Origin of the sequence: Parenemella sanctibonifatiensis (assembly GCF_002250565.1) — a bacterium.
Lineage (GTDB): Bacteria > Actinomycetota > Actinomycetes > Propionibacteriales > Propionibacteriaceae > Parenemella > Parenemella sanctibonifatiensis.
Map to the genome: position 1 here is coordinate 1 of NZ_NMVJ01000011.1, position 21543 is coordinate 21543.

20 protein-coding genes are annotated in these 21543 nt (G+C 68.4%); 6 read left to right on the plus strand and 14 right to left on the minus strand.

Annotation, left to right across the window (positions count from 1 at the left end; genetic code table 11):
* On the plus strand, positions 1-160 hold a 160-nt coding region (locus tag CGZ91_RS14130; protein WP_324252666.1), incomplete at its 5' end, for an IS3 family transposase.
* A 285-nt stretch (positions 161-445) separates the two neighbouring features.
* Here the strand turns inward: CGZ91_RS14130 and CGZ91_RS13010 are convergent.
* Positions 446-2056: an ABC transporter transmembrane domain-containing protein gene (locus CGZ91_RS13010; RefSeq protein ID WP_094455807.1), complete on the minus strand. Its 1611-nt coding sequence runs from the start codon at positions 2054-2056 to the stop codon at positions 446-448.
* Complete coding sequence (locus CGZ91_RS13015) at positions 2053-3720, minus strand: ATP-binding cassette domain-containing protein (protein ID WP_144276914.1); 1668 nt, start codon at positions 3718-3720, stop codon at positions 2053-2055. Before CGZ91_RS13015 ends, CGZ91_RS13010 begins: the two co-directional genes overlap by 4 nt.
* A gap of 246 nt (positions 3721-3966) precedes the next feature.
* On the opposite strand from CGZ91_RS13015, the gene CGZ91_RS13020 reads away from it, so the two are divergent.
* Complete coding sequence (locus CGZ91_RS13020; protein WP_094455811.1) at positions 3967-4308, plus strand: hypothetical protein; 342 nt, start codon at positions 3967-3969, stop codon at positions 4306-4308.
* A 257-nt stretch (positions 4309-4565) separates the two neighbouring features.
* On the opposite strand, the gene CGZ91_RS13030 is transcribed toward CGZ91_RS13020, so the two are convergent.
* The 3 genes from CGZ91_RS13030 to CGZ91_RS13040 all read right to left on the minus strand — a co-directional run bounded on the left by CGZ91_RS13030 (position 4566) and on the right by CGZ91_RS13040 (position 5856).
* On the minus strand, positions 4566-4901 hold the full coding sequence (locus tag CGZ91_RS13030) for a hypothetical protein (RefSeq protein ID WP_144276915.1): 336 nt from the start codon (positions 4899-4901) through the stop codon (positions 4566-4568).
* A 60-nt stretch (positions 4902-4961) separates the two neighbouring features.
* On the minus strand, positions 4962-5159 hold the full coding sequence (locus CGZ91_RS13035) for a hypothetical protein (protein ID WP_094455817.1): 198 nt from the start codon (positions 5157-5159) through the stop codon (positions 4962-4964).
* A 211-nt stretch (positions 5160-5370) separates the two neighbouring features.
* The gene (locus CGZ91_RS13040; protein ID WP_144276916.1) at positions 5371-5856 is read right to left on the minus strand and encodes a hypothetical protein; all 486 of its coding nucleotides are present in this window, start codon (positions 5854-5856) and stop codon (positions 5371-5373) included.
* Between the two features lie 129 nt (positions 5857-5985).
* Here CGZ91_RS13040 and CGZ91_RS13045 point away from each other — a divergent pair, with 129 nt between their 5' ends.
* Entirely contained in the window at positions 5986-8037 is a 2052-nt protein-coding gene (locus tag CGZ91_RS13045) for a maltotransferase domain-containing protein (RefSeq protein ID WP_229116629.1), read from the plus strand.
* Between the two features lie 126 nt (positions 8038-8163).
* Here the strand turns inward: CGZ91_RS13045 and CGZ91_RS13050 are convergent, their stop codons facing one another.
* The 4 genes from CGZ91_RS13050 to CGZ91_RS13065 are packed head-to-tail and all read right to left on the minus strand — an operon-like array spanning position 8164 to position 11351.
* Complete coding sequence (locus CGZ91_RS13050) at positions 8164-9819, minus strand: hypothetical protein (protein ID WP_094455820.1); 1656 nt, start codon at positions 9817-9819, stop codon at positions 8164-8166.
* Positions 9819-10127 carry a hypothetical protein gene (locus CGZ91_RS13055; RefSeq protein WP_094455822.1) on the minus strand — a complete coding sequence of 103 codons (309 nt, stop codon included), beginning with the start codon at positions 10125-10127 and terminating at the stop codon, positions 9819-9821. The genes CGZ91_RS13050 and CGZ91_RS13055 overlap by 1 nt, the downstream gene beginning before the upstream one ends.
* Positions 10124-10732 (minus strand): YbaB/EbfC family nucleoid-associated protein, encoded by a 609-nt coding sequence (locus tag CGZ91_RS13060; protein ID WP_094455824.1) that lies wholly within the window; start codon positions 10730-10732, stop codon positions 10124-10126. Before CGZ91_RS13060 ends, CGZ91_RS13055 begins: the two co-directional genes overlap by 4 nt.
* Before the next feature lie 55 nt (positions 10733-10787).
* Positions 10788-11351 (minus strand): TetR/AcrR family transcriptional regulator, encoded by a 564-nt coding sequence (locus tag CGZ91_RS13065; RefSeq protein WP_179229367.1) that lies wholly within the window; start codon positions 11349-11351, stop codon positions 10788-10790.
* 82 nt (positions 11352-11433) lie between these two features.
* Between CGZ91_RS13065 and CGZ91_RS13070 the strand changes: the two genes are divergently transcribed.
* The gene (locus CGZ91_RS13070; RefSeq protein ID WP_179229368.1) at positions 11434-12435 is read left to right on the plus strand and encodes an alpha/beta fold hydrolase; all 1002 of its coding nucleotides are present in this window, start codon (positions 11434-11436) and stop codon (positions 12433-12435) included.
* Positions 12436-12443: 8 nt separating this feature from the next.
* Here the strand turns inward: CGZ91_RS13070 and CGZ91_RS13075 are convergent, their stop codons facing one another.
* The 5 genes from CGZ91_RS13075 to CGZ91_RS13095 all read right to left on the minus strand — a co-directional run bounded on the left by CGZ91_RS13075 (position 12444) and on the right by CGZ91_RS13095 (position 16832).
* Positions 12444-13205, minus strand: a complete 762-nt coding sequence (locus tag CGZ91_RS13075; protein ID WP_144276917.1) for a hypothetical protein — start codon at positions 13203-13205, stop codon at positions 12444-12446.
* 176 nt (positions 13206-13381) lie between these two features.
* A complete protein-coding gene (locus CGZ91_RS13080; RefSeq protein ID WP_094455831.1) occupies positions 13382-13963 on the minus strand; it encodes an ATP-binding protein in 582 nt (193 codons plus the stop codon).
* A gap of 125 nt (positions 13964-14088) precedes the next feature.
* Entirely contained in the window at positions 14089-14901 is an 813-nt protein-coding gene (locus CGZ91_RS13085; RefSeq protein ID WP_179229369.1) for a D-hexose-6-phosphate mutarotase, read from the minus strand.
* A gap of 14 nt (positions 14902-14915) precedes the next feature.
* On the minus strand, positions 14916-15731 hold the full coding sequence (gene serB, locus CGZ91_RS13090; protein ID WP_094455834.1) for a phosphoserine phosphatase SerB: 816 nt from the start codon (positions 15729-15731) through the stop codon (positions 14916-14918).
* 114 nt (positions 15732-15845) lie between these two features.
* Positions 15846-16832, minus strand: coding sequence for a class I SAM-dependent methyltransferase (locus tag CGZ91_RS13095; RefSeq protein ID WP_094455836.1), 987 nt, complete (start codon positions 16830-16832; stop codon positions 15846-15848).
* Positions 16833-16997: 165 nt separating this feature from the next.
* On the opposite strand from CGZ91_RS13095, the gene CGZ91_RS13100 reads away from it, so the two are divergent.
* Together CGZ91_RS13100 and CGZ91_RS13105 are read left to right on the plus strand one after the other, a co-directional pair.
* Positions 16998-17819, plus strand: a complete 822-nt coding sequence (locus CGZ91_RS13100; protein ID WP_094455838.1) for a siderophore-interacting protein — start codon at positions 16998-17000, stop codon at positions 17817-17819.
* 115 nt (positions 17820-17934) lie between these two features.
* Positions 17935-21414, plus strand: a complete 3480-nt coding sequence (locus tag CGZ91_RS13105; protein ID WP_144276918.1) for an FHA domain-containing protein — start codon at positions 17935-17937, stop codon at positions 21412-21414.
* The last annotated feature ends 129 nt before the right edge of the window (positions 21415-21543 follow it).

Here is a 21543-nt window from a genome sequence, read left to right on the forward strand (position 1 = left end):
CCTCAACCGCCACCCGTGGGCCAGCCGAGCCGAGCTACGCCTGGCCATCATCACCTGGATCGAGAAGTCCTACCACCGCCGACGTCGCCAACGACGCCTCGGCAAACTCACTCCAGTAGAGTTCGAAACAACCCATCAGGCGACCACCCAGGCCGCCTGACCCACCCCTAGAAATCTGTCAAGCAAACTGGGGGCAGTCCCCTGTTACCGGGGCTGGGGTGCGCGAGGCGGGTCTGTTCGATCTACACCTCGATCGCGACGCTGACCCGGCAGTCCGAGAGAGGGTGGTCGTTCAACGGCGCACCTCACCCGTCGACCTGGACTGGCACGCGAGGTGGTGACCTTTCGGTAGAAGGCCAAGACCCGGTCCGCTCTGGCGTCTTGGCGAGTCCGATGACACGGCCGCCTGTGGCATGGGCGACGGGTCGCGGAGGTTGGGACGGCTCTACTCGGGCCGTGTCGGGATGGGGCGGTGTGATGTGATGAGGACGAGCTTGGTCTTGGAGGCTTGTGCTATCCCTTGAGCGATTCCCTCTGCACGGCTGACGTCGAGTGCGGAGAACGGTTCGTCCAGGATCACGATGTCTCGGGGGGCCAGCAGGGCGCGTAAGACGCAGAGCGACTGGCGTTGTCCTCCGGAGAGGTGTGATCCTCCTGGGCCGATGTTGCTGTCTAGGCCGTAGGTGGTGAGCCATTCGGCAAGGTTGAGGGTGGCGGCGTGTTCCATGATGTGTTTGGTGGTGATGGCCGGGTCGCCGAGGGTGAGGTTGTCGCGGACTGAACTGTCGAACAATCCCCCCGTTGCTGGTGCGTAGCTGCTCAGCTGGCTGAGATCGTGTTGGGTTGTCGGCGTGTTGTTGATGGTGATGGTCGATCCGGGGTCGAAGGGGTACAGACCGAGCAGGCACTTCAGCAGGGTGGTTTTGCCGCTACCTGAGTTGCCGGGGATGTGATTGACGGTGCCCAGGCCTGCGTGCAGTTGATGTCGTAGTGCCGTGTCGGCTCCGGGGTACGTAAAGCGGCTGGCGATGTCGAGCTGGGTCACAGGCCCACTGTGGCGGTCCGACGCTGCCGGGAGCTTGCCTGCAATGGCCATGGCTGGCGTGCTTGTTGCGCCGATCTCGTCGAGTCGTTCCCAGCTCGCGTCGGACACGGTGAGCCTGCTCCACCATCTGAATGACGTTTCGATGCTGACGAGCCCTTGGAGCATGAGCGCGATGTAGGCGGACAGCGTTCCGACGTTCGCCTCGCCGTGGGCCACTCGGTAGGCCATCCACAGTGCTGCGGTGAAGACCGTGCCGGTGCTGACGATCGAGTAGAGGCCGACGCGTTGGCCGTCGATGTGAGTGCTGCGCATCACGGCACGCTCGAAGCTGTCGCGGTGGGATCCGAAGATTGCGCGGATGAATCCGACGGCGTTGAAGATTCGTGCCACGTCGAAGGCTGCGATGGCGGTGAGGACGGTGTTGGTGAGGCCGCCTTGGGCTTTGCGTGCGTCTCGTTCGGCGTCCTTCACACGTTTCAGAAGCGTGGAGTTGAGCAGTGCGGCGACCAGGGTGGCGGCGACCAGGATGGCGGTGAGACTCGGGTCGAGCAGGGTCATCGCGACGATGGAGAAGCCGCCGGTGGTCAGGCAGGTGAGGATGCGGCTCCACACGGTGTAGACCCGCTCTGCTGCTTGCTGGGTGTCGCGCTGGACGAGCGAGACGAGTTCGCCGCGGCCGCGTGTCTCGAAGGCGAGCATGGGCATATGCAGGATGCGACGGACTGTGACTAGACGAAGCTCGACGAGTGCATGGCCTTGCAGGTGGGTGGTGAGTATCGCCGCGACGCAGCGTGTCACGTACGACAGGGCGTCGATGATCAACGTGGCGACGAGGAAGAGCACGAACACCTGGACTGCCTTGTCCAGAATCGCGTTGGTGAGCGGCTCAACCAGAGCAGCCCCCAGGGCGCGGGTGATGCCGGCGGCGACCTGGAACAACAGGATCAGGGCGAACAGGCTGCGGTGCCGCCGGTAGATGCGGCCGAGAAACTGACGCCGTCCGGTGTTCATTTCGTCTCCAGACGTTCGACCTCGACTCGGCCGTCGCCCACGATGAGCCGGGCAGTGAAGGGCAGGTCGATGTGGTCGTGGTTGATCAGGACCACGGTCGCGGCACCGGCATGGGTTCTGAGCAGGCCGAGCACGCGGTCCGTGTTGTCGGCATCGAGGCCGGCAGTGATCTCGTCACCAATCAGGTAGTTCGACTCGGGCAGCCGGGCGAGGGCTCTTGCCGCCCCGATGCGGCGAACCTCGCCGGTGCTGAACTCTGACACCTCGGCGCCGGTGCGGTGGCTGAGCGCGAGTTCGTTGACCAGGTCGTCGACCCGGTTCCGGGCGACGGGGTTGTCGAGGGCAATGTTGGCGGTGCTTTCACCGTCGAATACGGGAGTGGACTGCGGGAGGTAGACCACGCCGCGTTGGTCGCCCGATCCGCGGCGGATTTCACCCGAGTCAGGTTGTAGGAGTCCCAGCATCAACGCGACCACGGTCGACTTTCCTGCTCCGTTGCGGCCCTGGACCTCGACCCACTCGCCTGGCTCGATCCGAAATGACACCCGGTCCAGGACAACGTGCTCACCGTAAGAGAACGACACCTGGTCGAACTCGATCGAGCCGTCACCGCCAAGCTGCCGCCAGTCAATGTCATCGGGCTCAGCGAGAAACTTGCTGATGGCCCGCTTCGCCGGTGCGATCTGCGCTTGAGTCACCCAGTAGCCCAAGAGTGCACTGAAGCCGTTGTACAGGTAGGCCGACGCCGGGATGAACGCAATGATGGCGCTCAACTCGACCATGCCCCGCATCGCGAGGAGACCACCGACGCCGAAGATGATCGTGACGTCGGCGAACTTCTTGATCATCCACTGTGAGTCTGCGTACCCGGCAGTCCACGCGAACTGGCGGTTCCGGGTCACCCGTTCCTCGTCCTGAGAGTCCTTCAGCCTGGACGTGACCCAGTCCTCGCGACCGAAAACCTGGGCAACGTCCTTGATGCCGACAAGGTCACTGATGAGGTCGTTGGTGCGCTCGCGGATGGTGCGCGCCGCAGACGAGATCGCATCGATGTGGCGATCCACCCGCCGTGTGACCAACCGGAACACCACGTTGAAAGCTACCGTCGACACTGCGAGCACTGGGTTGAGGAACACGCAATAGGCAAGCCCTGCCATCAACGTGGCCAATCCCAGGACCAGCCCTGAGTACGCACCCACGTGTCCTTGGGCGAAACCTGGCACATCGTCCATCACGTGCGTGAGGACGGTCCCATCGCCTAGCTCAGTTACCCGACGCTTCGGCAGGGCCAGAGCCTTGACCAACGCCTTGGACTGCAGGTCGCGCTCCAACCCGTTCTGTGCGAGCTGCTTCGCCACGCGTGAGAGGTATTCCAGCGCCGCGTACACCATGGCGATCGCCACCCCTGCCAATCCCAGCGGCAGGATCGCGCCCACATCACCCCTCTGAGCGGCCTGGACCGCCCGCCGCGTGAGCTCTGGCACGCCGAGACCGACCACGGCAAGCGCGATGAGAGCAGCCATCGCCAAAGCCAGACGTCGCTTCCCCGCCCGATCGAGGCCAACTACTACTGCCGTCGACGTCATTACCCACCTCGCTGAAGGTCCGACGACGCCAATTGGCACCGCGACATCGCCAACGCGAACGGGCGCGAACCAGCGCACACGGGTCCCGGGCGGACCGACCACACTACACGACCGGCGAGGGCTTCTCGGTCGCCGGTCATCATCCGAGGGACCCAAGGCCGCTGCCCTAACGAACAAACGACCGTCTGTCTCACGCCGACCTCGGCTGCGATGTGACAGCCCGGGGAAGACACGATCGCCACCGGCACCGCGGGCCGTGGTCACGGTTTGGTCAGGTGGGTTCTGAGCCCTGTGGCGCGTTGGAGCCAGCCGAGGATCTCCCAGGTGTTCGCCGGGAAGCTGGCCGCCTACGTCGATGCCCACCGTCTGGCCATGGAACTCTTCGCTACGAGGCTTCGTGAACAAGCCTCACCGAAGTTCAGCGCCCGGGCAGTCCATGCGGCGATCGGTGACCTGCTGGCCGAATCACCGCAGGTTCCGATGATCATCGCCCACTCGCTGATCCCCACCGAACACGAGCCCCGCCTGATCGAACTGGCCGGCGAAACCTTCGACCAGGTGATGGACCTGCTGATCACCGATCTGCACGCCACACCAGCACAGGCCCGCCAGACCTTCGCCGAGCTCCTGCTGGCCTTGGTCGACCGCGCCGCCCACCCTGCCTGACCACACACCGCACCCCGGGTCGTCACCACCTGCTGGTCCAGTTCGGGTCGACGTCGATCGGGACCATCTGTCCTGTGGTGCACCACTCCACGCGGGGTGCAGGGCGGTGGTCCAGCTCGTCGACCAGCATCACCAGGGCCCGATGACGGCCCCCGGTTTCCCGGACCCACTCCAGGACGAATCCTCTTGCAGGCTTCAGAGTTCCGTGCCGGCGAACCAGGACGAACCTGATGTCGTGGTAGGGCTGCCACTTGTCGTTACGCGGCGGAGACGCCATGTCCCAGCTCGCCCGGTTCGATGCGCCGTACGTCGCCGGCGAGGACCCCGGGCCCGATCAGCCGAGGATCCGAAAGGTCAACATACACATGTGTCGCGGTCCATCGGCGAGCGTGACCGCGGCACCATTCCTCGCCGTCGGTCTCCCACACCACGCGGACCTCGACCGGGATCGACCTGGGCTGGTCTGGGATCCCGCGTGCATGCCAGCCGGTCCTGTCGCTGCCCTGCGGCCAGCACATGTTCATCACCCGCTGGCTCGGCACATCGACCCCGAGCATCCACGGCATCACGACTGGTCGCGCAGCATCCCCCACGACACTAATTAGAACAGATGTTCGGCTTTGGGGGAAGTGTCGTACGACCCCGGTGACGTGTCAGCTGGCCGGGCTGTGGTGCTCCGGTACGACGAAGTGCAGGAGCTGCCATTCGTCCGTCTCGGCCGCGACCAGGCTTCGTGCCGCATCCCTCGCTTCCTCGTAGGTGGCGCCGGATGCGGTGAACTCTCGCCGTACGGCCTCTGCGACCTCGCCGTCCGGGGTGAGTTGTCGGGCTACCGCGATCACATCCACCATGACGCCCATCCTCCCCCAGCTACCGCCCGTGCGGCACTGTTTCCCTGTGGGGCCAGGGTTTCTGTCGTGGCTGAGTGCTACGATGGTGGCAACGAGGTGGAGTCGCGAACCTCTCCTAGTCCGGGATCTTCGGGTCACTGGTGTCGGAGTCAGTAGTTGACCGGTCCCGGATTGCATAGCCGTTTGGCTGTGCCCGGCGGTCCCACCTCGTTTAACGTTCCCGGCCGGGCCTGGTGTAGTCCTCCATCGGCGGAAGCTCCCGGCCGTTCAGTTGCTCCCATGTCTCGTGCCCGCCGCGCACCTGGCCGAGGCGTTCGGCCATCTGCTCCAGCCGGGTCAGCGCGGCATCCAGCTGTTGCGGATCCCGTGTGGGGCTGTCGTAGAGATCGTTCACCCGCTGGCGGGCGGCCAGGGTCAGCGACCTGGTGTGGAGCTCGGCCAGCCGGCCGTCGAGCCCGTTCGACCTGGCCACCGGCTGGGCCGGGTCTGGGCGCTGGTCGACCGGCAGGATGGTGGCCTCGCGGATCGCCATCTTCTCGGCCAGCCTCACCAGCCGGCCCGGGTCGTTGCGGTTGATCGCCTGCTGTCCGGCATAGGCGGCGACGTCGGCGATCCACAGCGGGTGGTAGTCCTGGTCGTGGCGGTGCGTCACCTTCAGCCGTGAAGGAACCTCCCCGGCATCTTTCAACGCGTTCACCGTCGCCACGTCGAGCGGGTGCCGCGGTCATATGTGTCGTCGCGCGTCATCACGGTGGACGTTGCAGGGAGGAACAGGTGCGGGCAGGGGGTCCGTGCTGAGGCCGGCCCGCCAAGTACGATCACGATCGTGACTGAGCATCTGAATCGTGCCCCGCAGGAAACCCGAAACGGCCTGCCCGAGCTCGGCTCGGCCAGCGGACAGTCCGGCTACATCGGCCGGATCCCCGTCACCGATGTCCAGCCCGCCGTTGATTGTGGCCGCTACCCGACCAAGTCGGTGGTCGGGGAGGAGTTCACCGTCGTCGCCACGGTCTTCCGGGAGGGCCATGACGCCGTCAATGCGACCGTGGTGGTCACCGACCCCCACGGTGTCGAAACCCACCACCCGATGACCTTGATCAATCCCGGCCTCGACCAGTGGGAGTGTCCGCTGAGCGCCCCCCGCGAAGGACTGTGGAAGTTTCGCGTCGAAGGCTGGTCTGACCCGTACGCGACCTGGCGCCACAACGCCGAGATCAAGATCAATGCCGAGATCGACGTCGATCTGATGCGCGCCGAGGGCGTCATCGTGCTCGATCGCGCCGCCGCCGAGGTGGAGCGCAGCGCGACCGGCCGGCGCCTGGTGGAGGAGGCCTCCCGGGCGCTCGCCGATCCCGAGATCAGCGCGGCCGATGCGCTCGCCCGGGCCACCAGCACCGACCTGGTCGCCGAGCTCGACGCCCAGCCGTTGCGCGACTGGGTCTCGCCCAGCGCCGACCTCACCTGGCTGGTGGAACGCGAACGCGCCCTGGTCGGGGCGTGGTACGAGATCTTCCCCCGCAGCGAGGGCGCCAAGCAGGATCCGGTCACCGGCGAGTGGCAGTCCGGCACCTTCGCCACCGCAGCGAAGCGGCTGCCCGCGATCGCCCGAATGGGCTTCGACGTCGTCTACCTGACCCCGATCCATCCGATCGGCTGGACCAACCGCAAGGGCAAGAACAACACCCTCACCGCCACCCCCGAGGACCCCGGATCGCCGTACGCGATCGGTTCCGCCGAGGGTGGCCACGACAGCCTCCATCCCGACCTGGGTGACTTCGACGACTTCGATGACTTCGTCGGGGCGGCCCGCGACAACGGCCTCGAGGTCGCCCTTGACCTCGCGCTCAACGCGTCGCCGGACCACCCCTGGCTCGACCACCCGGAGTGGTTCACCACCCGCGCCGACGGCAGCATCGCGTACGCCGAGAACCCGCCCAAGAAGTACCAGGACATCTACCCGCCGAACTTCGACAACGACCCGGCTGGGATGTACGCCGAGGTGCGCCGGGTGATCCAGGTGTGGCTGGATCACGGGATCCGGATCTTCCGCGTCGACAACCCCCACACCAAGCCGGTGCAGTTCTGGCAGTGGCTGATCGCCGACGTTGCTGAGCGCTACCCCGAGACCATCTGGCTGGCCGAGGCGTTCACCAAGCCCGCCATGATGCGTACGTTGGCCAAGGTCGGCTTCCAGCAGTCCTACACCTACTACGCCTGGCGCAACGCCAAGGCCGAGCTCGAGGAATACCTGACCGAGCTCAGCAGCGAGACTGCGGCGTACATGCGGCCCTCCTTCTGGCCCACCACCCACGACATCCTCACGCCGTACATGTGGCACGGCGGCCGGGCCGGATGGAAGGTGCGAGCCGCGCTGGCCGCGACGCTGTCACCGACCTACGGCATCTACGCCGGCTACGAGCTGATGGAGAACCAGCCGCGCCCCGGCTATGAGGAGCAGATCGACAACGAGAAGTACGAATACAAGGACCGCCGCTGGGAGGACTACGAGCCGACTGGCCCCAAGGCCGAGGTCTCGCTGGCGCCATACCTGACCATGATCAATCGGGTCCGCTCCGAGCATCCGGCGCTGCTGCGGCTGCGCAACTGGCGGGCGCACCGCACCGACCATGATCAGATTCTGTGCTTCAGCAAGGTCGAGGGCGAGGACCGCGTGATCGTGGTCGCCAACCTCAACCCGCACCAGATGATCGACACCTGGGTGCACTTGGATCTGGCCGGCCTGGACCTGCCCGAGGGCACTGCCCAGTTCCAGGCGCATGACGAGGTGACCGGCCAGACGTGGCAGTGGGGTGCGGACAACTGGGTGCGCCTGGGTCCGGACTCCGAGCCGGTCCACATCATCGCCGTACGCCCCTGAGCTCCGCCCTGAAGCGTCCGTGTCAGGCGGCAACGACGGCCCATGCGGCCACGGCTGGCCGGTGACGCGGACGTTTCAGAGGGAAGGAATGGTGGGCGAGCCGCGTGTGACTGCCCACCGAGGGCGTCAGCCCTTGCCGTCCATCGCTTCGCCGACCCGGTCCAGGAAGTGGCCACCGCCGTACTCGCTGCCCCGGTCGGAGTCGGGTGTGAGCTGAATCTGGTGTCCGGGCACATCCGGGAGTGCGTCCGCGCTGGCCGGCAGTCTTTCCTGGGCGCCAGTCAGCGGGTCATCGCCGGTGTAGTAGTTGCGCATCTGGCCACCGTCGGCGCCGTTCATCAGCGCCTCGGGCGTGGTGCCGTTCTTGTTGGCGATGTAGTCGATCGTCGCATCGCTGACGCCGGCAGCGTTGTAGGTGATGGCGGCGTTGCCGGTGTCCATCGCGGCGATGGTGGCCAGCCTGCCACCCAGCGAATGCCCGCTGTAGATGACGTTGTCGCCCTGGCCCGACTTCTGGAGTTGCTCGGTCAGAGCGAGGACGTTGCCGGTCTGCGGCGAGGCGGTCGCCCCGCCAATGGCGTCCTCGGGGATGTCGGGCTCCTGGGCTCCAGCGCCGGCAGACGTGCCCGCGAACGCAACGATCAGTTCCCCGTCGGGGCCGCGGAAGATCTCGGCCTCGTAGCCGGTGTCGTCATCGCGCAACATGTCCGGGGTTATCCCCAGCTCATCCAGTTCCTGCTGGGACAGTCGGTCGTAGCCCGGAGGCAGTTCGGCGTCGGGGTCGCCGATGGCCTGGTTGACGTCGACGATGTCGCGGTCGCGGTCCTGTCGATCGGTGCCCTGCGCGGTGTCACCGGCAGACCCGGCCGCCGGCGCGTCGGCATTGTGGCCGGGGTCGCTGCCATTGGTCAGCAGCGAGGTGGCCCGTTCCATGCGTACGCCGGTGCCAGCCATCTGGCCGATCAGGGAGGTCATCGGTTCGATCGACTGCTGGACGAACTGGTGCACCGTCCGCAACGCCTGTGACAGCGGGGCGGTGGCGAGGGAGACGAAGTCCAGGAAGGCCTTGTCGAGTGCGGCCTGGGCAGCCTCGGCCGCGCCCTCCTTGCCGCCGCTGACCGCACCCTTGACCGCGCCCCAGACGCCGCCGTCACGCCACCCGTCGATCATCCCCTCGGTGGCGCCGCTGATCGCTCCGACCACGGTCTCGGACACGATCTGGATGGCACCACCGACGAAGGCGATGCCGGCGTTGGCGATGCACTGAAGGGCGATCCGAGGCAGCTGTTCGGCCAGCTGGAGGACCTTCTGGATGACATTCGCCTTGGCGACATCAACCATGACGCCGAGCCGGGAATGGTCATTGGCGAGGCTCAGCGTGGCGTTCTGGAATCCGCCGGTGCAGTCCTCGGTGGCCGTGATCATGGCTTGGAAGCGGGTCGCGGCCTGCCCCTCCCAGCAGCCCGCGGCCTGACTGCCAGCGCCGGTGATGGTGGGGATCTGGTCGCCGATCGTGTCCGACGCCGTACGGAGCTGGTCGACGTGGTCACGGATCTGCCCGGAATCGCCGGTGAGCGAGTCGAGCATCTCCTTGAAGTCCATCAGGCCGTCGACGATCCAGTCGGTGAAGATCGCGGGCAGCAGGCCGCCGGCGACCATCGAGCCGAAGTCGAGCACCTTGTCGATGGCCTCCAGGGCGAGGGACTCCACCGGTCCGGCGGTGGGGCCTTCGTCGAGGACGGCGGCGGCCTGGACCACCCAGTCAACCTTGGGGCCGGTCATCAGATCACCACCCCGACATCAATGCCCATGCTGAGGCTGCCGTTGTCATCCTCGGTGGTCAGATAGCAGGTGGCGTTGTCGTCCAGGCGGGTCCCGATGGAGGCGACCGTCATCGACAGCGCATCGGCCAAGCCGTTCAGCGCCTCGGTGGTGGCCGGTTCGGCATCGGTGGCCGCACTGCCGACCAACTTCCCGTACATCTGGACGTTCGGTGCCGGGACGTTGATCCCGTCCAGACCGTCCGCGGCCGGGGTGATCGACTGTCCAGCAGATTGGAGGCCGCTGGGGGTGACAGTGAAGGAACTCATGACTCCGATCCGATCTGTTCGGCGATGGCCTGCCGGTTTGCGTCCTGCGCCTGGGCGAGCGCGGCAAGGACGCCAGTCTCGATGGCCTCGGCGCCCTGCAGGAAGATGGCTTGGTCCAGCCGCAGGCTGACGAGGAAGCCGCCGCCGTTGACCTCCACCTGGACGCCGTCGGCACTGCCGACAACCCGGGCGTCCTGGACCTGTTCGGCCACGACCTCAGCGCGGGCGGCGGCTCGCAGGTTGGCGGTGCGGACCCGGTCCTCATCCGATCCGGGGACCGGCGGGGTGAAGGTGGGGTCGGGCTCCTCGACGAGCGGGTGGTCGCCTGCCGGCGAGGGCAACGGGCGTACCCGGTCCAGGGCCTCGTTGTAGCCACCGAGGATCGCGCCGGCCAGGCCGGTCGGGTTGCTGGTCGCCGCGGCTGGGCTGAGGGTGAGCTCCACCAGCCGGCCCGAGGGATCGACGGAGTAGCGCCCCATCGCGTTCTCGGCGGTGCCGGCGGCGCTCCGGAGCCGGGCGGCGGCCGCGGCGCCCTCCTGCTCGCGGGCCTGCGCGCGCTGCTCCAGTTTGCCGAGGAGGCTGCTGAGTTGGTCGAAGTTGGTCACGACAGCGGACTCTACGGCGGTGAGGGGCCATGGCCCGAGTCTGGAGGCGGTGCTTTCAGTCCTGTGGCAGCCAGTCTGCCAGGGCGGCGTCGATGGCTTGCCGTGCTGAGGGGGCATCGAGGTGGCCCAGCAGGATGCGCAGCACCAGGCCGTCGGAGATCGCCGTCAGGGCCCGGGCGGCCACCGTCGGATCCGGTACGCCGGCTTCGACCAGTAGTCGCCGGGCGCTCTCCTGCATGCCGTCCCAACCCTCGCGGATGATGGCGGCCAGTGCCGGGTCGGTGGCGGCCGCGCCGATGAAGGCGTACCAGACAGCGGCGCCGGTGCGGTCCTGCTCGCTGCTGGGCAGTCCCATCGTCAGCAGGGCGCGTAGTTGTTCGCGCGGGCTGCCGCCGGCCTCGTCGAAGCGGGCATGGGCGCGCTCGAGGATCATCGCGCAGGCGTGCTGGACCAGCTCCGCCTTGGTGGCGAAGTAGTGCTGCACCCGGCCCATCGAGATCCCGGCGGCGGCCGCCACCGACCGCAGCGAGACCGCAGCCAGTCCGCGCTCGGCCATCACCGCGATGACTCCGTACGCGATCTCGGTGCGGCGCTGATCCTCATCCACCTGCTTGGGCATACCCGACAGCCTAGGCGATGCAGTCGCATTGTGATGCGTTAGAATGCGACTGCATTGCAACACGTCAAGCTTGGGAGAACGGATGCGTACGGTCATCAAGCGAATCGCGATCGGTGCCGGAGTGGTCATCCTCGTACCAGTGCTCTGGGTCGGGGCCAACCTCGCACTGCTGGCAGCCACCGGCACCGGCGCAGAGGTCAGCGCCTGGAAGTCCGAGCAGGGCCGCGCCGAGTTCAGGCATCTCTACGACGAGACGATGGCGCTGATGCCGCCACCGGCCCAGACCTGGGACGTGCCGACCGACTTCGGCAGCGTGCGGGCGTACCGCTTCGAGAAGCCCGGCGCCGATGAGACCTACCGTGCCCTGCCGCCGATCGTGCTGCTGCCCGGACACTCCGCGCCAGTCCCGATGTGGCACGGCAACCTGCCCCACTACCTGCCCGAGCGGCCCGTCATTGCGATCGACCTGCTCGGCCAGCCGGGGCTGTCCGAGCCGACTCGGCCAGTCACCAACGAAGCCGACCAGGCGCGTTGGCTGGACCAGGCGCTGGCCGGAATTGGCGTGGCGCGTGCGCACCTGGTCGGGGTCTCCTTCGGTGGCTGGACCGCCACCAACTACGCGCTGCACCATCCCGAACGGGTGGCCTCCCTCAGCCTCTTCGACCCGGCGTACGTGTTTGCGCCGGTGAAGCTGAGCTTCATGCTGGCGGCGGTGGGGACCGTGTTTCCGCTGATGCCTCCCGGCTACGACGCTTGGTTCACCAGCTACACCGCCAACGGTGCCGACACCAGCGGGGTGCCGGAGGCGGCGGTGATCGAGGCCGGCATCACCCACTATTCGGTCGTCCAACCGACGCCCGCCGCGATCAGCGAGGCCGAACTGGTGCGACTGGAGGCGCCGGTCTTCGTGGTCTTCGGCGGCCGCAGCGTGATCCACGACGCCCGACGGGCCCAGCAGACGGCGCTGCGCACGATGCCGCATGCCCAGGTCGAGCTGAAACCTGAGGGGTCACACGCCGTCCATGGTGAGTACGCGGAGGAACTGGATGCCCAGGTGGTGGCGTTCGCCGACCTGCACGACTGAGGGAGGGATCAGGCGACGCTGCTGTCGGAGGACTGCTCGACCGGCTGGGGCCGGTGGCGATACTTCGGCAGCGGGCCGTACCTGACCTCCGGCACCGGCAGCCGGGCCGGCGGCACCGGCGTACGTTCGGCCTGCCAGAGGTCGGCGTACCGGCGGCTCGGCGCCAGCCAGACCAGCACCGCCCCGACCACCGCGGGGACCGCCGACAGCAACCCCCACCAGCTGAAGACCAAGCTCAGCACCAAGCTGCTGGCCGCCACGACGATCGCCGCGCGGCGAGCCCAGCGCCATCCGTGCCACGTGTTGTACGCCGTCATCGCCGTCAGTCCGGTGACGCAGGCTGCGAGGACCAACGAGGCGGCGACGAAGGCGATGGTCCAGGTGTCGGCGCCGCCCCACTTGCTCAGCGCGAAGTCATCGGACAACCAACGGGTCCAGACCACGGCCTCACGGAAGGTGAGCAGGCCTTGGATCGCGACCCACATGCTGCGGCCGATCAGGAAGACGCCCGCGGCGGCCGCCAGTCCCAGTGCGATGGTCGCGGCGATGGTGGTCGGTGGGCGGCGCGGTGCGGTCGGCTCCCAGTGCGGATCCTCGCGGGGGATGTGCTGCTTGATGCCGTACACGCGGGCCTTGCGGCGAGGCGGGGCCGAGGCAGCTGCCGCGGGCGGGGAGGCCGGACTGTCCGGCAGCGCGCGGGCCGGCACCGGATCCGGGGAGGCGCCACTGAGCGGGGTTTCCGGGGAACCCGGCGGAAGGTTCTGAGCCACGGTCCTCTCCCGGTCGACGGCTGGTCGGCGCCAGTCTAGTGGCCAGCCGTCCGGCGGACCCACTGGAACGTCCGCGTCAGCGATGCGCCGAGGACGATGTGGCCTCGGCGGTCGGCGTACGCGGACGGTTCACGGCGCACTGTGAATCAAGCCCGGTGTGAATCAAGCGGTGTGAATCAACTACGGGCCGAACCCGGCTCGCTGTCCAGCCAGTCCAGGATCCGCTGCGCGGCCGCGGCTGGCGGTACGTCGGCGGTCTCCAGCACCAGGTGGGGGTGCCGCGCCAGGACTTCCGTGAACGCGTGGGCGCCGTCCGTCGTCGACATCGGGGCGGCCTCCATCTCTCGTACGTTGCTGTCCGACCACTCCAGGTCTCGCTTGGAAGCCTTGTGGAGCAGGCGGTGCTCGGTGCGATTGCGCTCCAGCCGGGTCGCCAGGTCGGCTCGCAACTCGACGAAGGCGACGTTGCCGTCGAAGATCGCGACGTACTGCTCCAGGAGGTCGGCGTCCTCGGCCAGGCTGAGGTCGAGCACGAGTGTGAACACCAGATTGATCTGGTGGGCCGCCGCCTCCTCCAACACCCGGCGCCGGAATTCGTTGTTGAGGACGCTGAACGGCGCGGTGCCAAACCCGAAGGTCTCGATCAGCGGCTCGATCGTCATGTGGTTGTGGAAGAGCCGGAACCGGCCGGTGTTCGCCAGCTCCCGGCCCACGGTCATCTTCCCGACCGCGGGCGGCCCGAACAGCAGCAGCAACATCCGACCATCCTGCTGGTGGTGTCGGTCCCGGTCAACGCAATTGCCCTGCAAGGTCCGCGCCAGCGGTGCGCCGAGGGCGATGTGACCACCGCAACGGCCCTGGCCGGACGTTTCAGGGCGAGCGATCAGGCCAGGCTGATGCGGACCTCAAGGGTGTGGCTGGCGCCCGGCTCGAGCTGCAGCGCGCCGCCGGCGACGTTGCCCGATTCCAGGCAGACCATCCCGGTCCACTCGTCGTCGCCGAAGTCGGCCATCGCGGCGGCCTTGTCGACCCACGGGTTCCAGACCACCGTGCTGCTGGCGCCGACGGTCTCGGCGGTGAGGCGACGGTCCCAGCCGGGGTCGTGCAGGGTGATCGGCCCGCCACTGGCATAGATGCGATCGGTCTCACCGGTGAACGTGATTGGCCCGGACTGGACCACCTGGGCGGCTGCGGCCCCCGGGACCTTGTCGGCGTACTGAACCCCCTCCAGCCCCGTCACCTGCACCTGTCGGATGTCGCTGACGGCCAGATAGGTGTGGGCGAGTTCCTCGATGGCGTACGCCTGCTCGGTCGGGTTGGTGAGCGTCAGGCGCAGGGTGAGGGTCTCGGCGTCTGCAGTGGCGCTGAAGTCGGCCTGCCAGGCGTGTGGGAACTGATCGGTCGGTTCGCCGGCGAGCCGGTACTGGTGCTCGCCGATCTCCTCCCAGTCGCTGATCCGCGCAGTGCCGTGCTTGGGGGTGGGGTCGCCGCTGGGGCCGCCACCGAACCAGGGCAGGCACAGTGGGATCCCGCCGCGTACCGCGACTCCGGCCTCGAAGCTACTCAGCCCGCTCACCCAGATCACGGGCTGGTCGGAGCCGGAGCGCCAGTCCAACACCTGGGCGCCCTGGGTCAGTGTGGTGAGGCGGTCGGTGGCACGGTGCGGCAGCGCGAGCATCGGTTCTCCAGTGATCATCAGTTCTCCAGCGATCATTCGTTGTCCTCCGCGGGCAGCGGAAGACCGGACAACCATGCCACGACGTCGAGTCGGCGGTGACTGATGTGTCCGTCGGCGGCCGCGGCGACCACCGGCTTGGCACAGAACGCCAGCCCCAGGCCGGCGGCGTCGATCATGGCGAGGTCGTTGGCGCCGTCGCCGACGGCGACAGCCTGCCGGGCGGTGACCCCGATCGCCGCGGCATGGGTACGCAGGCGGTCGGCCTTGGCCTGCCGATCGATCACGGGTCCGCGAGTACGCCCGGTGAGCCGGCCGTCGACCACCTCCAGCCGATTGGCGTGGACGTTCTGGGGCGGGATGCCCCAACCGGGAGTGAGGTGAGCAAGGATCTCGTGGAAGCCTCCCGAGACCAGCACGACGGGGCAGTTGCCAGCCGTCGCGGATGCGAGCAGTTCGGTCAGGCCAGGGGTTGGGCGTACCGCCTGGGCGACGTCGGCGAAAACGCTGACCGGCAGCCCCGCCAGAGTCGCGACTCGTTCGGCCAGCGAGGCGGCGAAGTCGAGTTCGCCACGCATTGCACGTTCGGTGACGGCGGCGACCTCGGTGCGGGTGCCGGCCCGGTCGGCGAGCAGCTCGATTGCCTCGTCGAGGATGACGGTGGAGTCCACATCGCTGACCAGCAGTCGAGGCGCCGTGGTGGGTGCCGGCGCGACGCTGACGGTGGCCGGGTCGAGGTCGGCGGGCAGCTCGGCGACCTCCCAGCCGTGCCCAAAGGTGGCGGTGACGGTGGGGTCGCCCAGAGCGGCGAGCGCCTCGGTGGCGGAGGCGGGAGCGGCGACGCGAAGCATGGCGACAGCGTACGGCGGTCGGCCCTGCAACGTCCGCCGGAGACGAAGGCGGAGTGCAATTCGGCAACGGCGAACCGCAGCGGCGGACCTTTCAGGGCCAGCCGGGAGCCGGGGTCAGGCGCGCGTGCGGGTCAGGATGTAGTGGCGATCCCGCGTGACGATGTCGGTGGCGCCGAACCGCCGCAGCAACGGCAGATAGGGCAGGTGGGCGTTGTAGACCACCCACAGCTCGCCGCCGGGCGCCAGCTGGGCGGCCGCCGCCGACAGCATGTCCTGCGCCGGGGTGGAGTCCTTGCGTACGCCTTGGTGGAAGGGTGGATTGCACAGGATCTGCTGCCATGGCTGGTCAGTCGGTACGCCGGCGGCGGCGTCGAGGTGCAGGGCGGTGAGCGGAGCATCGGCGTCGATGGTGGCGGCGACGCTGGCGCGGGTGCTGGCGGTGGCGGCCGCAGAACTGTCGACCGCGGTGACCGTGGCGCCCCGAGCCACCGCGGCGATGGACAGGACGCCCGCCCCGGAGCCGAGGTCGAGGGTGGGGCCCGCGAGGGTCTCCGGCAGGTGCTGCAACATCAGATCGGTGCCGGCGTCGACCCGACCCTTCTGAGCCAGGGTCCAACCGAAGACCGCGCCATGACAGACCAGACTGAGCGGGCCGGCGGCGGTCCGGACGTCGGCGGTCCGGGGCCAGCCGGGGCCCGGGCGGGCTCCGGCAGCGCGCAGCACCCGGGCGTGGCGGCGGCCCAGGCTGGCGCTGACCTCGGTGAAATGGGTGGCCAGCACGGTGTTCATCGATGGGCGCATGTGCTTGACCCGGCCGCCGGCCAGCAAGCGCGCCTGCGGGGCGAGGGTGGCGACCCGCCAGGCGTACTCGTCCAGTTCGGCCAGCGATCCGGGCAGGCGCAGCAGCACCAGGTCGATGTTGCTGAGCACGGATGCGGTGAGTAGGCCGTCGGCGCCCGGCTCGCCAGCGCGATCGGACCACCGGCGTACGCCTGCCAGCTCGGTCGCGTCCGGATGACCAAGATCAATGGCCAGCGTGCGCTCGGCAGGGACGCCGGTCTCGGCAGCCTCCAGGAGGAGCAGTTCGATCACGGGATCCATGGACCCACCATGCCAGTCCCCAACCTCATCAGCTCGCCCTGCACTGTCCGCGTCAGCGGTGGGCAGTGGTCACATTAATCCTGGCGGCCGCCTGACACGGACGGTTCAGGGGCAGCTGGCCCCGGTGGCTAGACTGCTAAGGCATACCTAACTTGGAAGGCATTCATGACTGATCGACCCGCCCGTGCCGGCATGACGCCGAAGACCATGACGGTGCTGGAGCGCCGTTGGCTCGGACCGGAGATGGCACGGATTGTTTGCGGTGGCCCCGACATCGAAGGGCTGGGGCTCCCGTTCGCCGACCAGTACGTCAAGCTGCTCTTCCCTGGCCCGCGGTCCCCTTTCGGGCTGCCGGTGCCCAACGATCTCGAGGGTCTGGAGCGGCACGAGGGTCCGGTCACCCGCACCTACACGATCCGTCCCGGTGACCAGCCCGGTCAGGTCTGGCTCGACATGTTCGTCCACGACGGTGGCCTCGCGTCCCGCTGGGCCGCCGAGGTCGAGCCAGGCGACCAGATCACCTTCCGCGGTCCCGGTGGGGCCTGGGAACCGGCCGCATCCGGTCGCATGCTGATGGTCGGTGACGAGGCCGCCTGGCCCGCGTTGGCCGAAGGACTACGGCGTCGCAAGCCCGGCGTCACGGCCGACATCCGCATCGAGGTCTCCTCGCCGGAGGGCGAACTGCCGCTGGATCTGGTCGACGGCGACAACGTGGTCTGGCTGCATCGCGGCGAGCGCCCCAGTGGCGAGATGATCGCGGAGCTGGCCGCCGATCTGACGGTCCCCGAGGGCGGCTATTCGGCGGTTTTCGTGCACGGCAATGCCGAGTTGGTACGCCCGTGGCGGCGCCGGCTGATGGGTGACCTCGGCATGCCCAACGAGATCTTGTCGGTGTCGGGCTACTGGCGTACCGGTCACAACGAGGACAAGTGGCAGGCCACCAAGCGCGATTTCGTCGCCGAGATGGATGCCGACCTCAAGCGCTGAGCTGCAGTAGTGGTGCGATGCGTCCGCGGCGCCCATGGTGGTGCCCGCGGGCCGGAACCGTCACAATGTCAGGGGCGGCCGAGGTGGCCGCCGGTGTCGGCGAGCGAGGGTGGACATGACTGAGGCGCAGACGGATCGTGACCTGCTGAGCTGGAAGGCGACCTATACGCCCGGCTTCTGGCTGGTGCTCGCGGGTCCGAACGTGGTGGTGCTGATGCCGCCTGCGCCGCCGGAGCTGTCGCCGCTGCTGCACGACCTGTGGGATGACATTCGCCAAGCCGAGTCGATCGAGGATGTCACCAGCCGACTGGCGGCGTTCCGGGCGACCGAGCTGCCCAACTTCGCGGTGTTCTTTTGGAAGGGTGCCGAACTGACCTCGCTGGTGCGCGGCGAGGTCCAGATCTTGGACGGTGAGACCGCCGAGGTGATCGCCACCGGCGAGGGGGTGCAGACGTGGTCCGAGGTCGGGTTGGGGCACGTGCGTCGCGCCTTCTGCAACCTGCAGGGCGTTGACGTCACCCAGGCGCTGCAGTTGCCGCTGCTCGAAGGTGTGGTCGCGGCGTCTGCCGTCGTCCTGGACGTGGAACGGCCAGAGGTACGCCTGCCCAGCTCCGCTGATCTTGATCCGGCTGTCGCTGGGGACCAGGACGCCGAGGTCCAGCAGCTCCCGACTGCCGCGTCGGTCGAAGGCATCGGAGGTAGGCCGAAGCCGGCCGCTGCCGCGGCCGCAACTGATCAAGATGCGCCTGAGGTGGCCCACAAGGACGGCGAGGCCACGCCGGCCGAGGTCGCCGGTCAGACTGGCGACCGGACCGAATCTGATCAAGGTGCGGTGGTGGCCGGCGACGCTGAAGCTGCTGAAGACCAGGGCGATACCGACGCCGGTCAGAGTGAGATGGCGCACGGCCCGGCTGAGGGTGCCGAGGCTGACGAGAATCTGACTGACGAGCCCGCCGGCGGCGACGCCGCGGATGGGGTGGCTGATGGTGGAGCTGCCGAGGGCGAGGCTGACGCTACGGCCGATGATGCCGATGCTGCGGACGTCGCAGCCGCCGACGAGGACGAATCGACCGCTGACACTGAGGAGCCTGGAGCCGAAGCCAAGCCCAAGAAGACCGCTGCCCAGGTGCAGGCCGAGGTGGCCTCCCTGTGGGGCGCGCCGGTGGCCGCTGCCGGCGCCGGGGTGGCCGTCGCCGCAGCAGCCGGCGGCTCCGATGATGACGATGCCGAGGGGGAGCGGGCCGACGACGCCGGCACCCGCGATGAGGCAGAGGCATCGGCGGAGGATGCGGGCGACGCCGATGAGGGGGTCGAGGCCGGAGCCGCCCACTCCGGGGCGACTGAGGGGGGTGCCGACGAGGCGGTGACCGGCCCCGACCCCGAGGGCGCATCGGCTCAGCCGGACGACGAGTCCGACGCGACCGATTCCGACGCCACTGATTCCGACGCCGCTGAATCCGACGCCACTGATTCCGACGCCACCGAGTCCGACAGTGCGGCGGGCGAGGCTGACCGATCTGAGGACGGTGATTCCGCGGCTGAAGAATCTGAGTCGGGCGAGGAGCCCGAGGAGCCGGCCAAGCCGAAGAAGACGGCCGCTCAGGTCCAGGCTGAGGTGGCGTCGCTGTGGGGTGCCCCGGCGCCGGAGGTTGAGGAGACCGTGGCGGAGACCTCAGAGGCGGGCGAGCCCTCAGAGAATGCGGGCGGGCCTTCAGACAGCACCGAGTCTTCAGAAGCGGGGCAGGCGACCGATGAGGATGCGTCCGGGGTGCTCGCTGTCGACGGCGCTGCGGATCAGGCCGAGGAGACCGACGGCGCCCAGACCGACAGCGCCCAGACCGACAGCAGCGATCAGCCTGCCGATGCCGGCGTACCTGCCGATGACACCGAGGAATTCGCGGCTGTTGTGGTCGACGAGACCCCGATCGCGACCAACGTGGACCTCGGTCAGGACGCCGACAACGAACCCGAGAGCGATCCGGCGGATGAGATCCCGGCTGCGGAACCGGCCGAGACCAGCGACGACGTCGACACCCGACCGTTCCAGCATTCAGAGTTCAGCAACGGCCGGCCGGTGGCGCCGCCGCCGTCGGCCGCGGCTCCGGCAACCGGGCCCACCGGCGAGGGCCAGTCCACCGATGCCGAGGTCGCTCCGCGGCGTTCCCGTGGGAACGCGGCCGAGTCCGAGAATCCTGCCCGCCGTGCCGAACCGTGGCAGCAGGGTGAGGGTCACCCGGGTCAGCCTGCCGGTTCGCCCAACCCTGCTTGGGGTGCCAGCCCGGCGCCGTGGGGCGGCCAGCAGCAGCCGCAGCAGGGTCGCCCCGGCGGCTGGGGCCAGGGGCAGCAGTTCGGCCAGGGACAGCAGCAAGGTGCGCCGGGTCAGCCAGATGGCTGGGGGCAACGCCCGGGTCAGAACCAGGGCCAGAACTGGCAGCAAGGTCCCGGTCAGCAAGGTCCCGGCCATCAGGGCTCCGGCCAGGTTGGCCAGCGGCCCCAGCAGGCGCAGTGGGGTCAGGCTGGTACCGGTCAGGCTGGTGCGGGTCAGGCTCCGCAGTGGGGTCAGCAGCGCGGTCCGCAGCCGTGGGGTCAGTCGAACCAGAATCCCCAGCCCCCGAGTCAGCAGCAGGGCTGGGGACAGCGCCAGCAGCAACAGCAACAGCCGGCATGGGGTCAGCAGCAGGGGCAGCAGGGCTGGGGCCAGCGCGGTCCGGGGCAGGCCCCCCAATGGGGTCAGCAGGGCGGCCCGCAGCAGTGGGGGAACCAGAACCAGAACCAGAACCAGGGGAGTTGGGGACAGAACCCGCAGCAGCCCCAGCAGCCGCAGCCCGGTCAGTCGGCACCGTGGGGCCAGCAGCAGCCGCAAGGTCAGCAGGCGCAAGGTCAGCAGGCTCAGCAGGGTCAGACCCAGCAGTCCTCCGACGATCAGGAAGCTCCGCGCCGCGATCCGTTCGCGCCGCCGGCCGAGCAGGCCAGCGGTTGGCCCGGCCAGCAGGCGTCCGGTGGTGGCCTGATCCAGGGCGTGCCTTTCGGCGGGCCGGCAGAGGCCGCTGCCCAGGACGAGGATGACGAGGACGACGATCACGACGGCGAGACCATCTTCACCACCGGTCTGGCCGCGGCCCAGAAGCCGCAGGCCAGCGATCACGTCGACGAGGGCTTGGTGATGGCGGTGATGTGTTCGCTGCAGCACCCCAACCCGCCGGACGCGGACGAGTGTGCTCGTTGTGGCGGGCCGGTCGAGAAGTTCAGCCCCCGACTGGTGGAGCGGCCCGTGCTCGCCAAGCTCCAGGTCAGCACGGGCCAGGAGTTGGCGTTGGAGAGCACCGTCCTGGTCGGTCGTGCCCCCAGCGGCAGCGCCGGCGAGACGACTCTCACGGTGCCCAGCCCCGGCCATGACATCAGCCGTACCCACCTCAAGATCTCCTTGGACGGCTGGGATGTCGTCGCCACCGACCTGCACTCCACCAATGGCACCGCGCTCAAGACCCGCGATGGTGACGAGCCGCTGATCGCCGGTCAGCCGATGCCGCTGCCGATCGGTTCGGTGCTCGACCTCGGTGATGACGTGACGATCACGGTCGCGAAGGCGGACTGAGGGCGTACGCCATTGGACGATGGCGGCACCGTCGGCGTCGGTGGCCGGAGAACTTGCTGACGGATCATCCACCGTTCACCTGACGGTCGTTCTCAGCAGGCAAGGTTGGTTCGTTGGCCGTTCCTGTCA